We start from the raw sequence: 13,300 nt of genomic DNA on the forward strand, positions 1-13,300 counted from the left end.
CCATAGGACCGCCCAACTCCCTGACCGCCCGCTGCCACTGTCACCGAAGTCATAGTCGTGCTGCCCGCAACCACCCCTCTCCGGCCCCAGCGACCGGGGGCCCGAAGGCCGGCGATCAGGCCGCGAATCCGGTGTCCGGGTCTCGTCACGGATGTGACGGAACGACGCCGCTACGCCCTGGCCGACCGAGTCGGGGAGCCACCAGTCGAGGTAGGCCAGGAAGACCGAGCAGGCGTCCCCGCACCTTTGGTGATCACCACGTCCGACGCCTGCACCAGCTCAACCGTCATCAAGCTGGATGTGAGGCCATGAATGCCGTTTCAGGCGCATCAAGCAAAGTAGGGACAAAAGTCCCTACCCGAAGCGACCACCTCGGGCTTGTATGGGCTGCATAAGTCGATCACAGCGACCCAGGGCCTCTCCGTTAAGGGAGAGGCCCTGAACTGCTGTGCCTGAAAACTGGAGTTACAACGTGAATAGCAGTTGGCGCGCCCGGACGGCGGGCATAGCCATGCTGACCGCAGGCGCCGTCCTCACCTCGACGCCTCACACCGTCGCCAGGCCCTCGGCCGAAGACAAGGAAACCACCGCCGAATTCGACAAGGCGATGTCGGATCTGGAGAAATCCCTGGCGACGTTCAAGTCCGATCCGATCAAGGAAGCCGAGAGCGTCGAGGCCGCACTTGCGGCAGCAGCGGTCCAGGACCGCAAGGTCGAGGTGGCGCAGATGCGCACCGAGACCGACACGGTCTACGCCAACCCCGACGGCACCCTCACACGGGAGATGGCCTCCGGCCCGATCCGCATGATCCGCGACGGTCGGTGGGTGGATGTCGATGTCGACTTCCAGGCCGCGAAGGACGGCGGGGCAACCGCCAAGGCACACCCCAAACAGCTGCAACTGGCCGGGAAGGGCGGCACGCTGCCGAAGTCGATCGAGGAGGCGGCGAACGCCCCGGCTTCCAAAGCGCGCGACCTGATCACCATCGGCACGGGTGACAACCAGCTGGCGGTGCAGTGGAAGGCAGGCCTGCCCGCCCCGAGTCTGGACGGGAACACCGCCACCTACAAGGGCGCGGTTCCCGGCGGTGACCTGATCGTGGAGGCCACCCGTACAGGATTCGAACAGTTCCTTCGGCTGAACAAGGCCCCGGAGGACGGGGCGCCGATCGTGCTGCCCATGACGGTGCCCGACGGGGTGACAGTCAAACAGAACACTGATGGTTCGGTGTCCTTCACCGATGCCGACCACGAAGAGCAGATGCTGATGCCCGCGCCGGTGATGTGGGACGCGGCGGTGGACGAGAAGTCGCTGGAGCACACCAACACCAAGCCGGTCGAGATGAAGATCGCTCAGCATGGCAACACCGTGGAGCTGACCCTCACCCCGGACACGAAGTGGCTGAGTGATCCCAAGACTCAGTACCCGGTGACGATCGACCCGGCCACCGACACCCTGGACGTCCTCTTCGACACCTTCGTGCAGGGAGGTGACACCACCGACCAGTCCGCGAACACCGACCTCAAGCTCGGCTGGCCCGGCGACTACGAGGGCTCCACCAAGCGCACCGCGCGGTCGTTCCTGACCTTCCGTACCTCGAACTTCGCCGACTCCCTGGTGTCCAGAGCGACGCTGAAGATGTGGAACTACCACTCGTGGTCGTGCGAGAAGCGCGCCTGGGAGGTGTGGGCCGCGGACCCGGCGGACAAGAACACCCGCTGGGCCAAGCAACCGGCGCTGAAGGAGAAGATCGCCACCTCGAGCGAGACCAAGTCCGCCTCGTGTTCCAACGCGGGTTGGGTGAGCGCGGATATCACCAAGCTCGCCCAGACCTGGTCATCGGCAAACGCCGAACAGAGCTCCATCGCGCTGAAAGCGACCGATGAGTCCGACACTTACGCCTGGAAGCGGTTCTACTCCTCCGAAGCCGCCGATCAAGCCCAGGTACCCACGCTCGAAGTCACCTACAACTATCGGCCCTACAACGGCACCAATCTTCAGGCGGGTACGCCGTTCCTGTCCCAGGGCGGAATCTTCAAGGTGAACTCGACCACTCCGACTCTTCGGTTCTCCACCGTGGACACCAACGCCGAGGACCAGATCACCGGAACCTACGAGATCACCGACACCTCAACCAACAGCGTCGTCGCGACGTTCAATGCCGCTCCAGCACCGGCCAACAGCACCTCCAGCGTGCAAGTCCCGGCCGGGAAGCTCGTTTCGGGCAAGACCTACAGCTTCCGCACCACCACCTACGACGGCACCCACTACGCCAACGGCTGGTCCGACCCGGTCCGATTCACCGTCGACACCTCCTGGAAGCCCACCGCCGCAGAGAACGCACTGGGGCTGGCGAACCTCTACTCCGACGCCGCGGACATCACCGCAGCCACCGCATCCGACGACAAGTACGCCTCGATCGCGACGACCGAGGAGAACACCGTCTCGATTCCCTGGGACGGCAAGAACAACAGCATCGACATCCAGAACGAACAGATGCCGAACAAGCTGTCCATCCCCCAGGGCGGAACCAGTGGGACCCAGGTAGGCGGCAATGTCGTCTACACGTCTTCCGGCCCTGTCGACGCGGTCGTACAGCCCACCACCGACGGCGGCTCGCGCACGCTGAACATCATCAAGAACGGTTCCGCGCCGCACGATTACGAGACCGGCTTCGTCATCCCCGCCGGGATGAAGGTCGTAACGCACGATGACGGCTCGGTGTCCCTGTACTCCGAGGGAGACGAAGACGCCGAGAAGGCACCTCAGAAGGAACCGGCCGGCTTCTTCGACGCCCCGTGGGCAAAGGACGCCAACGGCAAGGACGTCTCCACCAGCTACAAAGTCGTCGGCAACAAGCTGGTCCAGCACGTCGACTTCGATTCAAACAGCGCCTTCCCCATCGTCATCGACCCTTCTTGGTGGTCCACCACCAAGAAGATCCTCTGGTGCGCCGCCAATGTCGCCGGATTCATCGCCATGTTCACCCCGCTCGGATCCTCCAAGCGCGTTGTCACCGCGGTGCGGCTGGTGAAGAAGATCGGCGTGAAGAAGACCGCCAAGCTCATCCAGACGTACGCCAAGCGCCGCAAGCTCACCTCCGCGCACCGGGCGGCCATCAAAGCCCTGCTCGGCATCCCGGCGGTCCAGAAGGCATGCAAGTTCTGAAAGGGAAACACTCATGCTGGTCGCGATCCTGGCCATTGCCGCCGAGACTGTCGCGCTGATCCTCTACACGGTTCGCAGGGGGCGCGGGGCCAATCTCCCGTCGCTGGGGGATGTGGACCTGAGGAACCTGCTCTTCGCTGCCTTGTCGGCAGCGGCCGGGTACGCGGTGACCCGCAACCAGGAATCCGAATTCAGCGATCTCGTAGGGATCGTTCTGCTCGGCTGCGTCCTTCCCACGCAAGCGGGCGCAGCAGTGCGCCGCATGGTTGACCAGTGGACTCAGGCCGACTGGCTGATCGCCTGCGCGGGTGGCCTGGCGGTGGGCTCGCTCAATCCGAACGCCGCCTGGCCCTGGAGCTAGCCCCCGCGCTGGACGGCGGCCGCCCATCGGGGCCTCTTCCCGGGGCACATCCGATGGGCGGCCGCCCCGGGAAGGTTTTTACGTGGGCGCAACACTTTTGCAAGCAGCCTGCTTGCAAAAGTTAGCAGGAGGCGGCACCATCGAGGCATGGCTTCGCTCAACGTCGGCAATCTCGGCGACTTCCTGCGGGAGCAGCGCCGCAGTGCGCAGTTGTCACTGCGGCAGCTCGCGGACGCCGCCGGGGTGTCCAACCCGTATCTCAGCCAGATCGAGCGCGGCCTGCGCAAGCCGAGCGCGGAGATCCTGCAGCAGTTGGCGAAGGCGCTGCGGATCTCCGCCGAGACGCTGTACGTGCAGGCCGGGATCCTCGACGAGCGGGACCGGGAGGGCGTCGAGGTGGAGAGCGCGATCCTCACCGACCCGACGATCAACGAGCGGCAGAAGCAGGTGCTGCTGCAGATCTACGAGTCCTTCCGCCGGGAGAACGGCGTCCTGGGGGAGGACGAGGGCGCCCCGAAGACCACCCGGAAAACCGCCTCGAAGACCGCCCCGACCGCCCCGAAGCCCAAGGGCACGGACCGCGGCGGACCTGCCGCGGGCGACGGCGCGGAGCCGGACCAGAGCTGAACAACCCCACCCTCAACCCACACCGGGAGAGAACCACCGCCATGGCCATCACCGACGACCTCCGCAAGACCCTCACCGACCCGACCCCCCTGTACGCGGCCGCCGGTGCGGGCGACCTCGCCGCCGAGAAGCTCAAGGAGGTCCCGGCGCTGCTCGAGAAGTTCCGCGCCGAGGCCCCCGAGCGCATCGCGGCCGTGCGGTCCGCCGACCCCAAGGCCGTACAGGAGCGCGTGGCCAAGCAGGCCAAGGACGCGCAGAGCGCCGTCCAGACCAAGGTGAACGAGGTGCTCGGCAGCCTCGACACCGACATCAAGAAGCTGCGCGAGCAGGCGCAGGACTACGCGCTCCAGGGCGTGGGCAAGGCCGCCGAGTACGCGGTCAAGGCCCGCGAGACCTACGACGAGCTGGCCGAGCGCGGCCAGCGCGCCGTGAAGACCTGGCGCGGCGAGGCCGCCGAGGAGATCAACGACATCGCCGTGGCCGTCGAGCCGCAGCCGGCCCGCAGGCCCGAGTCCAAGGCCGCCGCGCCCGCGCAGAAGCCGGCCCCCAAGGCGGAGCAGCTGAAGGCCGAGCCGGCCAAGCCCGCCACGGCGAGCGGCCCCAGCAGCGCCTCCGCCACCGCCGCCGCGAAGAAGACCGCCCCCGCCGCGGCCAAGAAGTCGGCGCCCGCCAAGAAGACGGGCCCCAAGCCGGGCGAGTGACCGATCGAGGCATCGCGTACCGGGCCGGGCACGAATGGCGTGCCCGGCCCGTTGTACGGGTACGACCGGTACCGTGGCGGCGGGGCGACCCCACCGGGGCGGCCCGACAGGACTCACTGGGTGGTGGACGAAGTGTTGGTGCAGGGCTTTCACAACCTGCTGAGCTGGGTTTCGCTGGGCGTTCTGCTCTTCACGGCCTTCGCGTTCGCCGACGCGGCGTTCCGGCGCGAGGACGCCTACCGCGCGGCCGACAAGCAGACCAAGCCGTTCTGGCTGATCGTCCTCGGCCTCGCCGTCGTGGTGAACCTGCTCCCGATCGGCCTGTTCTTCCTGGTGATCATCGGGCTGATCGCGGCCATCGTCTACCTGGTGGACGTCCGGCCGGCGATCAAGCAGATCTCGGGCGGTGGGCGCGGCGGCGGCCGCCGAGGCAGCAGCTCCGACGGCCCGTACGGCCCATACAACGGCGGCCGCTAGCAGCCGAGCGCCGCAGCAGAACCGCCCGTCAGCAACGACCGCGGTCCAGCAGCAGGACCGCGACGTCGTCCGTCAGCTCCCCGCCGTTGAGCGAGCGCGCCTCCGTCAGCACCGCGTCCAGCAGTTCCTCGCCGCGCAGCCCCTCGCCCAGCTGGCGTGCGACGACCTCGGCCATGCCCTCCTGGCCCAGCCGCTGGGTGCCCTCCCCGATCCGGCCCTCGATCAGGCCGTCGGTGTACATCATCAGGCTCCAGTCGCCGCCCAGCTCCACATCGAGCCGCGGCCAACGCGCGTGCGGCAGCAGGCCGAGCGCCGGACCGCCGTCCTCGTACGGCAGCAGCTCCGGCGCGCGGCCGGCGCCGGCCAGCAGCGGCGCCGGGTGCCCGGCCAGGCACAGGCCCGCGCTGCGGCCGTCGGGGGCGATGTCCACGGTGCAGAGCGTCGCGAAGATCTCCTCGTCCGCGCGCTCGTTCTCCAGCACCTTCTGCAACGTGCCGAGCAGCTCGTCACCGCACAGCCCTGCGAACGTCAACGCCCGCCAGGCGATGCGCAGTTCGACGCCGAGGGCGGCCTCGTCCGGGCCGTGGCCGCACACGTCGCCGATCATCGCGTGCACGGTGCCGTCCGGGGTGCGGACGGTGTCGTAGAAGTCGCCGCCGAGCAGGGCCCGGCTGCGGCCCGGCCGGTAGCGGGAGGTGAAGCGCAGGTCGGACCCGTCGAGCAGCGGCCTGGGCAGCAGGCCGCGCTCCAACCGGGCGTTCTCCTGGCCGTGCAGCCGCGACTCGGTCAGCTGCCGCTGCGCGACATCGGCGCGCTTGCGCTCGACGGCGTAGCGGATGGCGCGGTTCAGCAGTCGGCCGTCCAGCTCGTTGCGGAAGAGGTAGTCCTGGGCCCCGACCCGTACGGCCTCGGCGCCGCGTTCGGCGTCCGCCTCCGCGGTCAGCGCGAGGACGGCGTGGCTGGGCGCGAGGCGCAGCACGTGCCGGAGGGTGTCGAGCTCGTCGCCCTCGCCGGTCCCCTCCTGGCCGGGGACCGCCAGCGCGAGGTCGAGCAGGATGCAGTGGACGTCGTCGGTGAGCAGCCGTTCCGCCTCGGTGAGGTTGCGGGCCGTGCGGATCTTGACCCGCTTGCCCTCCGCGTCCAGCATCTCGGGGACGTTGAGGGGTACGGCCGGGTGGTCCTCGATCACCAGAAGCGTCAGCCCCGGCGCGGCCTCGGACGACGAGGATGACGAGGACGCGGAGGGCGAGGACGACGGAGGCGAAGACGCGGGAGACGAGAACGCGGGCGGGAGCGACGAGGACGACGGCGAGAGCGAAGACGGCGACGACGGCGATCCGGACGCCGGGTCCTTTGGTCCCGCGCTGTCCACGGGGCCGGACTGTCGCGGCAGCACGGGCCGCCTCGCCCCGGGACGTGCCGGGGCATCCACCGAAGCACCTCCCGCAGCCGGGGCCTCCCCGTGCTGCGGTACGGGTACGGGCATTCCTCTGCTTCCTTCCCTCCCCCCGAGGGCAGAGCGACCGCCTGGGCGGCGGGCACTGAGAGGGGACCTTAGCGGTACGGCACAGGGGTACGGAATGGCGTCCGCGGAACCGCCGGTGTCATATGCCGTCACTGTCAGGGGTTTTGACCTGAAGCGAGACAATCGGCGAATGACGAACATCACGCTGATCATGGGTGACATCACGGAGCAGAAAGTCGACGCGATCGTGAATGCGGCGAATTCCTCGCTGCTCGGCGGGGGCGGCGTGGACGGCGCCATTCACCGGCGCGGCGGCCCGGAGATCCTGGAGGAATGCCGTGCGCTGCGCGCCACCCGCTACGGCAAGGGCCTGCCCGCGGGCCAGGCCGTGGCCACCACGGCGGGGCGGCTGCCGGCCCGCTGGGTGATCCACACCGCGGGCCCGGTCTGGTCGGCCGGCGAGGACCGCTCGGACACGCTCGCCTCCTGCTACCGCGAGGCGCTGCGGGTGGCCGGCGAGCTGGGTGCCCGCACCGTCGCCCTCCCCGCCGTCTCGACCGGCGTCTACCGCTGGCCGCTGGCGGACGCCGCGCGCATCGCGCTCACGGCGGTACGCGAAGCCGCCCCCAAATCCCTCGCGGAGGCCCGCTTCGTCCTCTTCGGCGAGGAGGCCTACGGGGTTTTCGAAGAGGTCTTCCAGGGCCTGGGGAAAGGGAATTGACGGGAAGTCAATTCCCTTTCCCTACAAGCTACTTACTTGTCCGGCCGGACAACGCCCAGAATCCGCATCGAACCCGCCCCGGCCAGCGTCACCTGACGGCCCGGCCGCGGAGCGTGCACGATCGCGCCGTCGCCGACGTACATTCCCACATGGCTCGCGTCCCCGTGGTAAATGATCAAATCCCCGGGCCGCATGTCCTCGATATCGATCCGCGGCAGCTGCTTCCACTGCTCCTGGGACGTACGCGGAATGGGCCGGCCCGCGGCCCGCCAGGCCTGTGAGGTGAGCCCCGAGCAGTCGTAGGTGTCCGGGCCCTCGGCCCCCCACACGTAGTCCTTGCCGATCTGCGCGGTCGCGAACGCGACGGCCTTGCCGCCCCGCTTCGAGGCCTCCCCCCGGATGTCCTCCAGGACGCCCGAACCGAGCCACTTCGCCTGCGCCTCGCGCGCCTCCTCCGCTTCCATCCGGCGCAGCCGCTCCAGCTCCTCCCTCTCCAGCTCGGATTCCAGCTTCCTGGCGTCCTTCAGCCGCCCCTCGACCCGCTTGCGCGCCGCGGCCTTCCGCTCCCGGTTCTCCTCCAGCCGCCGCCACTGCCCGCTCGCCGACTTCGCGTACGCGTCCAGCTCCTTCTGCGTCCGGGCCAGGCCCGTCATCAGGCCCTTCGTGGCCTGCTGGCCCTTGCGGGCGAGGTTCGCGTCGCGGAGGAACTCCTCGGGGCCGCCGCGGCCGAGCAGCAGCTGCGCCTCATCCGGTAAGCCGCCGATCCGGTACTGGGCGCGGGCCAGCGCGCCCGCCTGCCTCTTCAGGCGGTCCATCCGCTCCTGCGCCGCGACCACGGCCTTCGCGATCCGCACGATCTCCCGCGACTGCCTCTCGGTCGCGCTACGCGCGGCGTTGTACGCGTCAGTGGCCGCCTCCGCCTCGTGGTACAGCCGGTCGATCTGCCGCCGGACGTCCTCCAGGCTGCGGCCCGCCCGCGCCTCGGGCCCCGGCCGGCCCGAAGGACCCCCGTGCTGCGCCGAGCCGGCCGAATCCCGCGGCTCCGGCCTCGCCTCCGCCGCCTGTGCCACTCCTGGCGCCGCCAGTCCCGTGACGGCGCACACGAGAGCCGTCGCCACCACCAGCCGTACGCCCCTGCCGTTCCTGCCCCCCGGAAGCCTCACGAGGCCCACCTCCCGTCGATTCGGGTCCCGCGCGGATGGTGCCATGTCTCTCCGTAACGCAACAGAGGCGCACTGTGGTTCCCCGGGCGCTACCGACGGGGTAAGTCGCCGCACCGATGGGCGAGGTTCACCCTGCGTTCACTTGGGCCCGTCGATCGATTCACCTGATCTGCCTAATTTCAGCCCTACCGGTGAGCGTGCAGCCGCCGGGTGGATGCAGAACCAACCCTCATCTGCTTCGCCGTCCACCGGCGGGCCCCAGGAAGGAACACTCGAAGGTGAAGCTTCAGCGTAAGAACGGCCGCGGTCTGCGCGCCCTGACCGTCGGCGCGGTCGCAGTCTCCGGTGCCCTTGTCCTCACCGCCTGCGGTTCGGACAACAACGCCGGCAACGGCGGCCAGAACACCGCGGCCGCCGGCAACATCAAGTGCGACGGCAAGGGCCAGCTGCTGGCCTCCGGCTCCTCGGCGCAGAAGAACGCCATCGACGCCTGGGTCCAGGCCTACACCGCGGCCTGCAAGGACGTGCAGATCAACTACAAGGACATCGGCTCCGGCGGTGGCATCACCGAGTTCCTCCAGGGCTCGACCGCCTTCGCCGGCTCCGACTCCGCGCTGAAGCCGGAGGAGGTCACCGAGTCCAAGAAGGTCTGCAAGAGCGGCCAGGGCGTCAACCTCCCGATGCTCGGCGGCCCGATCGCCATCGGCTACAACCTTCCCGGTGTGGACAGCCTCGTCCTCGACGCGAAGACGATCGCCCAGATCTTCGACGGCAAGATCAAGAAGTGGAACGACCCGGCGATCGCGAAGCTGAACCCCGACGCCAAGCTCCCGGCCACCGAGATCCAGGCCTTCCACCGCTCCGACGAGTCGGGCACCACCCAGAACCTGGGCAAGTACCTCGGCAAGTCGGCTCCGGACGACTGGAAGTACGAGGCCGAGAAGTCCTGGCCCGCCAAGGGCGGCCAGTCCGCGAGCGGCTCCTCCGGCGTCGCCTCCCAGGTCAAGCAGACCGAGGGCGCCATCGGCTACTTCGAGCTGTCCTACGCGACCTCGCAGAGCATCAGCACCGTGAAGGTCGACACCGGCGCCCCCGAGCCCGTCGAGGCCACCTCCGAGAACGCCTCCAAGGCCATCGCCGCCGCCAAGGTCGTCGGCAAGGACAAGGACCTGGCGCTCGAGCTGGACTACGCGACCAAGGCCGAGGGTGCGTACCCGATCATCCTCGTCACCTACGAGATCGCCTGCGACAAGGGCAACAAGGCCGAGACCCTCGACGCCGTGAAGTCCTTCCTGACCTACACCTCCTCCGAGGAGGGCCAGAAGATCCTGACCGAGAAGGGCTACGCCCCGCTCCCGGCCGAGATCGCCGACAAGGTCCGCGAGATCGTCCCCACCCTCTCCTGACCCGAGCGACCGGCCCCGCCCACCAGCAGTACGGGCGGGGCCGGTCGTCCGCCCCCACCATCCGGTGCACCGCCGCCAGGGACCGTACCGCAGTGACGGCCCCACCAGACCGGAGCGATCCATGAACCCAACCGCCACCACGACCGCGCCCCCGCCGCCGTCACCAGCCGTTTCGCAGGGCAGGACCACCCGCGCCGGAGACCGGGTCTTCCTCGGCCTCTCCCGCGGATCCGGCATCCTGTTGCTGGTGATCATGGCCGCCATCGCGGTCTTCCTCACCTACCGCGCGTACCTCGCCATCTCGAAGGACGAGGCCAACTTCCTCACCGCCTTCGAGTGGAACCCGGCGGGGAGCCCGCCGGAGTTCGGCATCGCGATCCTGGCCTACGGCACGGTCGTCAGCTCGATCATCGCCATGGTCATCGCCGTCCCCGTCGCGGTCGGCATCGCGCTGTTCATCTCCCACTACGCGCCCCGCCGGCTGGCCTCCCCGCTGGCGTACGTCATCGACCTGCTCGCCGCGGTCCCCAGCATCATCTACGGCCTGTGGGGCGCGCTCGTCCTCGTGCCCTACCTCGGCGGCCTCAACAGCTGGCTCAACGACTACCTGGGCTGGACGTACATCTTCGACAAGGAGGGCACGGGCCCGGCCCGCTCGCTCTTCACCGTCGGCATCCTGCTGGCCGTCATGATCCTCCCGATCATCACCAACGTGACCCGCGAGGTCTTCCTCCAGGTCCCGAAGATGCACGAGGAGGCGGCCCTTGCCCTCGGCGCCACGCGCTGGGAGGTCATCCGCATGTCGGTGCTGCCCTTCGGCCGCTCCGGCATCATCTCCGCCTCGATGCTCGGCCTCGGCCGAGCGCTCGGCGAGACGATGGCCGTGGCCGTGGTGCTCTCCCCGAGCTTCCTCTTCTCCGGCCACCTGCTGGACCCGGGCGGCGGCACCTTCGCCCAGAACATCGCCGCGAAGTTCAACGAGGCGAACGACTACGGCCGGGACGCGCTGATCGCCTCCGGCCTGGTGCTGTTCGCCATCACCCTGCTGGTGAACGGCGCGGCCCGGATGATCATCGCCCGCCGCAAGGAGTACTCGGGGGCCAACGCATGAGCCACGCCGTCATGGACAAGCGCCCGGTCGCCCCGCGTCCGGCCACCCTCGCCCACGCGCGGCTGCCGCGCTGGGCCCCGGCCGCCATCGCCGCCGGCTCGATCGCCCTCGGCTGCGGCCTCGGCCTCGTGGCCGACTGGCACAGCAAGGTCCAGTGGGGCCTGGTCTCCGCGCTCCTCTTCGTGCTCATCACGTACGTGGCGACCAGCCGCGTCGAGGGCAAGCGCCAGGCCAAGGACCGGGTGGCCACCAGTCTCGTATGGGTCAGCTTCGTGCTGGCCATCGTCCCGCTGGTCTCGCTCGCCTGGACCACGGCCGTCCGCGGCTCCAAGGCGCTCAGCGGCGACTTCCTCGGCCACTCGATGGCCGGGCTCGCCAACACCGACGAGGGCGGCGGTGTCTACCACGCCATCATCGGCACCCTGGAGCAGGTCGGCATCGCCACCCTGATCTCCGCCCCGATCGGCCTGCTCACCGCCGTCTACCTCGTCGAGTACGGGCGCGGGAAGCTGGCGCGGGCCGTCACCTTCTTCGTGGACGTCATGACCGGCATCCCGTCGATCGTCGCGGGTCTGTTCATCCTGTCCACCTGGGTACTGACCTTCGGCATGGGCTTCTCCGGCCTCGCCGGCGCGCTCGCCCTGGCGATCCTGATGATGCCGGTCGTGGTGCGCTCCACCGAGGAGATGCTCAAGCTCGTCCCGAACGAGCTGCGCGAGGCGTCCCTCGCCCTGGGCGTGCCGAAGTGGCGCACCATCCTGAAGGTGGTCCTGCCGACCGCGATCGGCGGCATCACCACGGGCGTCATGCTCGCGGTCGCGCGCATCACCGGTGAGACCGCGCCGGTCATGCTGCTGGTGTTCGGCAACGCGTTCATCAACAACGACCCGTTCAACGGCGCCCAGTCCTCGCTGCCGCTGTTCGTCTTCGAGCAGTACCGCATCGGCACCGAAGCCTCCTACGACCGCGCTTGGGCAGCGGCACTCGTGCTCATCGCGTTCGTCATGATCCTCAACCTGGTGGCCCGCGGTATCGCCCGCTGGAAGGCACCGAAGCACTGAACTTGCGGCTTCCGCCGCGTGGCCGGCCGCTGACCGCGGTCGAATGAGAAGAGAAGTGATCCCCATGGCCAAGCGAATCGACGTCAGCGGCCTGACCGCCTACTACGGCACCCACAAAGCCATCGAGGACATCTCGATGACCGTTGAGCCCCGCTCCGTGACCGCCTTCATCGGCCCGTCCGGCTGCGGCAAGTCCACGTTCCTGCGCACCCTGAACCGCATGCACGAGGTCACCCCCGGCGGCCGCGTCGAGGGCAAGGTGATGCTGGACGACGAGAACCTGTACGGCAGCGGGGTCGACCCCGTCGCCGTGCGCCGCACGGTCGGCATGGTCTTCCAGCGGCCGAACCCGTTCCCGACGATGTCCATCTACGACAACGTGGCGGCGGGCCTGCGGCTCAACGGCTCGTACAAGAAGCGCGAGTTGGACGGCATCGTCGAGAAGTCGCTCAAGGGCGCCAACCTCTGGAACGAGGTCAAGGACCGCCTGAACAAGCCCGGTTCGGGCCTCTCCGGCGGCCAGCAGCAGCGGCTGTGCATCGCCCGCGCGATCGCGGTCGAACCGCAGGTGCTGCTCATGGACGAGCCCTGCTCCGCCCTCGACCCCATCTCGACCCTCGCGATCGAGGACCTGATCGGCGAGCTGAAGGAGCGCTTCACGATCGTCATCGTGACGCACAACATGCAGCAGGCGGCCCGAGTCTCGGACCGCACCGCCTTCTTCAACCTCTCCGCGGTGGGGCAGCCCGGCCGCCTCATCGAGATCGACGAGACCGAGCGCATCTTCTCCAACCCGTCGGTCCAGGCCACGGAGGACTACATCTCCGGCCGCTTCGGGTGATCCCGCGGCGGGCGGCCGCGCTCCACAACGGTGCGCGCCGACCCGCCGGACCGCATGCGGCGGCGGCTCGGCCGCCCGCATGCGACAGGCGTCCTGCGGTGCTGCATGGCGGTGCCACCGCAAGGCGAAGGGCCCGCCCCTGGCTCCCGGGGGCGGGCCCACTTTCCGTTCCGGCGTGGGCAGGCGTTCCGCAAGGG

Annotated in this window: 12 protein-coding genes; 10 read left to right on the forward strand and 2 right to left on the reverse strand. The window is 69.1% G+C overall.

Features of this window, described 5'->3' with window-relative positions; genetic code table 11:
* Window positions 1–472 precede the first annotated feature (472 nt).
* The 5 genes from AOK16_RS18290 to AOK16_RS18310 all read left to right on the forward strand — a co-directional run bounded on the left by AOK16_RS18290 (window position 473) and on the right by AOK16_RS18310 (window position 5,335).
* Window positions 473–3,169, forward strand: coding sequence for a DNRLRE domain-containing protein (locus AOK16_RS18290; protein ID WP_055473308.1), 2,697 nt, complete (start codon window positions 473–475; stop codon window positions 3,167–3,169).
* A 13-nt stretch (window positions 3,170–3,182) separates the two neighbouring features.
* Entirely contained in the window at window positions 3,183–3,530 is a 348-nt protein-coding gene (locus tag AOK16_RS18295) for a hypothetical protein (RefSeq protein ID WP_055473309.1), read from the forward strand.
* 147 nt (window positions 3,531–3,677) lie between these two features.
* The gene (locus AOK16_RS18300; RefSeq protein WP_055473310.1) at window positions 3,678–4,157 is read left to right on the forward strand and encodes a helix-turn-helix domain-containing protein; all 480 of its coding nucleotides are present in this window, start codon (window positions 3,678–3,680) and stop codon (window positions 4,155–4,157) included.
* Between the two features lie 41 nt (window positions 4,158–4,198).
* Window positions 4,199–4,858: a hypothetical protein gene (locus AOK16_RS18305; protein WP_055473311.1), complete on the forward strand. Its 660-nt coding sequence runs from the start codon at window positions 4,199–4,201 to the stop codon at window positions 4,856–4,858.
* Between the two features lie 120 nt (window positions 4,859–4,978).
* Complete coding sequence (locus AOK16_RS18310) at window positions 4,979–5,335, forward strand: DUF2516 family protein (protein WP_055473312.1); 357 nt, start codon at window positions 4,979–4,981, stop codon at window positions 5,333–5,335.
* A 28-nt stretch (window positions 5,336–5,363) separates the two neighbouring features.
* Here the strand turns inward: AOK16_RS18310 and AOK16_RS18315 are convergent, their stop codons facing one another.
* Window positions 5,364–6,821, reverse strand: coding sequence for a PP2C family protein-serine/threonine phosphatase (locus tag AOK16_RS18315; protein ID WP_055473313.1), 1,458 nt, complete (start codon window positions 6,819–6,821; stop codon window positions 5,364–5,366).
* A gap of 169 nt (window positions 6,822–6,990) precedes the next feature.
* Here AOK16_RS18315 and AOK16_RS18320 point away from each other — a divergent pair, with 169 nt between their 5' ends.
* A complete protein-coding gene (locus tag AOK16_RS18320; RefSeq protein ID WP_055473314.1) occupies window positions 6,991–7,521 on the forward strand; it encodes an O-acetyl-ADP-ribose deacetylase in 531 nt (176 codons plus the stop codon).
* Between the two features lie 32 nt (window positions 7,522–7,553).
* On the opposite strand, the gene AOK16_RS18325 is transcribed toward AOK16_RS18320, so the two are convergent.
* Entirely contained in the window at window positions 7,554–8,684 is a 1,131-nt protein-coding gene (locus AOK16_RS18325; protein WP_055473315.1) for a C40 family peptidase, read from the reverse strand.
* Window positions 8,685–8,962: 278 nt separating this feature from the next.
* Here AOK16_RS18325 and pstS point away from each other — a divergent pair, with 278 nt between their 5' ends.
* The 4 genes from pstS (at window position 8,963) to pstB (ending at window position 13,103) form a co-directional block, all read left to right on the forward strand.
* Entirely contained in the window at window positions 8,963–10,090 is a 1,128-nt protein-coding gene (pstS, locus tag AOK16_RS18330) for a phosphate ABC transporter substrate-binding protein PstS (protein ID WP_055473316.1), read from the forward strand.
* 121 nt (window positions 10,091–10,211) lie between these two features.
* Window positions 10,212–11,201, forward strand: coding sequence for a phosphate ABC transporter permease subunit PstC (gene pstC / locus AOK16_RS18335; protein WP_055473317.1), 990 nt, complete (start codon window positions 10,212–10,214; stop codon window positions 11,199–11,201).
* Window positions 11,198–12,262, forward strand: coding sequence for a phosphate ABC transporter permease PstA (pstA, locus tag AOK16_RS18340; RefSeq protein WP_055473318.1), 1,065 nt, complete (start codon window positions 11,198–11,200; stop codon window positions 12,260–12,262). The genes pstC and pstA overlap by 4 nt, the downstream gene beginning before the upstream one ends.
* A 64-nt stretch (window positions 12,263–12,326) precedes the next feature.
* Complete coding sequence (pstB, locus tag AOK16_RS18345; RefSeq protein ID WP_055473319.1) at window positions 12,327–13,103, forward strand: phosphate ABC transporter ATP-binding protein PstB; 777 nt, start codon at window positions 12,327–12,329, stop codon at window positions 13,101–13,103.
* Window positions 13,104–13,300: the final 197 nt, after the last annotated feature.

The sequence above is a fragment of the Streptomyces pathocidini genome (assembly GCF_001418495.1).
Classification (GTDB): domain Bacteria; phylum Actinomycetota; class Actinomycetes; order Streptomycetales; family Streptomycetaceae; genus Streptomyces; species Streptomyces pathocidini.

Bases quoted from the DNA above. Each gene is read 5' to 3' on its own strand.
- AOK16_RS18295 (WP_055473309.1), top strand. From the start codon at position 3,183: ATGCTGGTCGCGATCCTGGCCATTGCCGCCGAGACTGTCGCGCTGATC.
- AOK16_RS18300 (WP_055473310.1), top strand. From the start codon at position 3,678: ATGGCTTCGCTCAACGTCGGCAATCTCGGCGACTTCCTGCGGGAGCAG.
- AOK16_RS18305 (WP_055473311.1), top strand. From the start codon at position 4,199: ATGGCCATCACCGACGACCTCCGCAAGACCCTCACCGACCCGACCCCC.
- AOK16_RS18315 (WP_055473313.1), bottom strand. From the start codon at position 6,821: ATGCCCGTACCCGTACCGCAGCACGGGGAGGCCCCGGCTGCGGGAGGT.
- AOK16_RS18320 (WP_055473314.1), top strand. From the start codon at position 6,991: ATGACGAACATCACGCTGATCATGGGTGACATCACGGAGCAGAAAGTC.
- pstC (WP_055473317.1), top strand. From the start codon at position 10,212: ATGAACCCAACCGCCACCACGACCGCGCCCCCGCCGCCGTCACCAGCC.
- pstA (WP_055473318.1), top strand. From the start codon at position 11,198: ATGAGCCACGCCGTCATGGACAAGCGCCCGGTCGCCCCGCGTCCGGCC.
- pstB (WP_055473319.1), top strand. From the start codon at position 12,327: ATGGCCAAGCGAATCGACGTCAGCGGCCTGACCGCCTACTACGGCACC.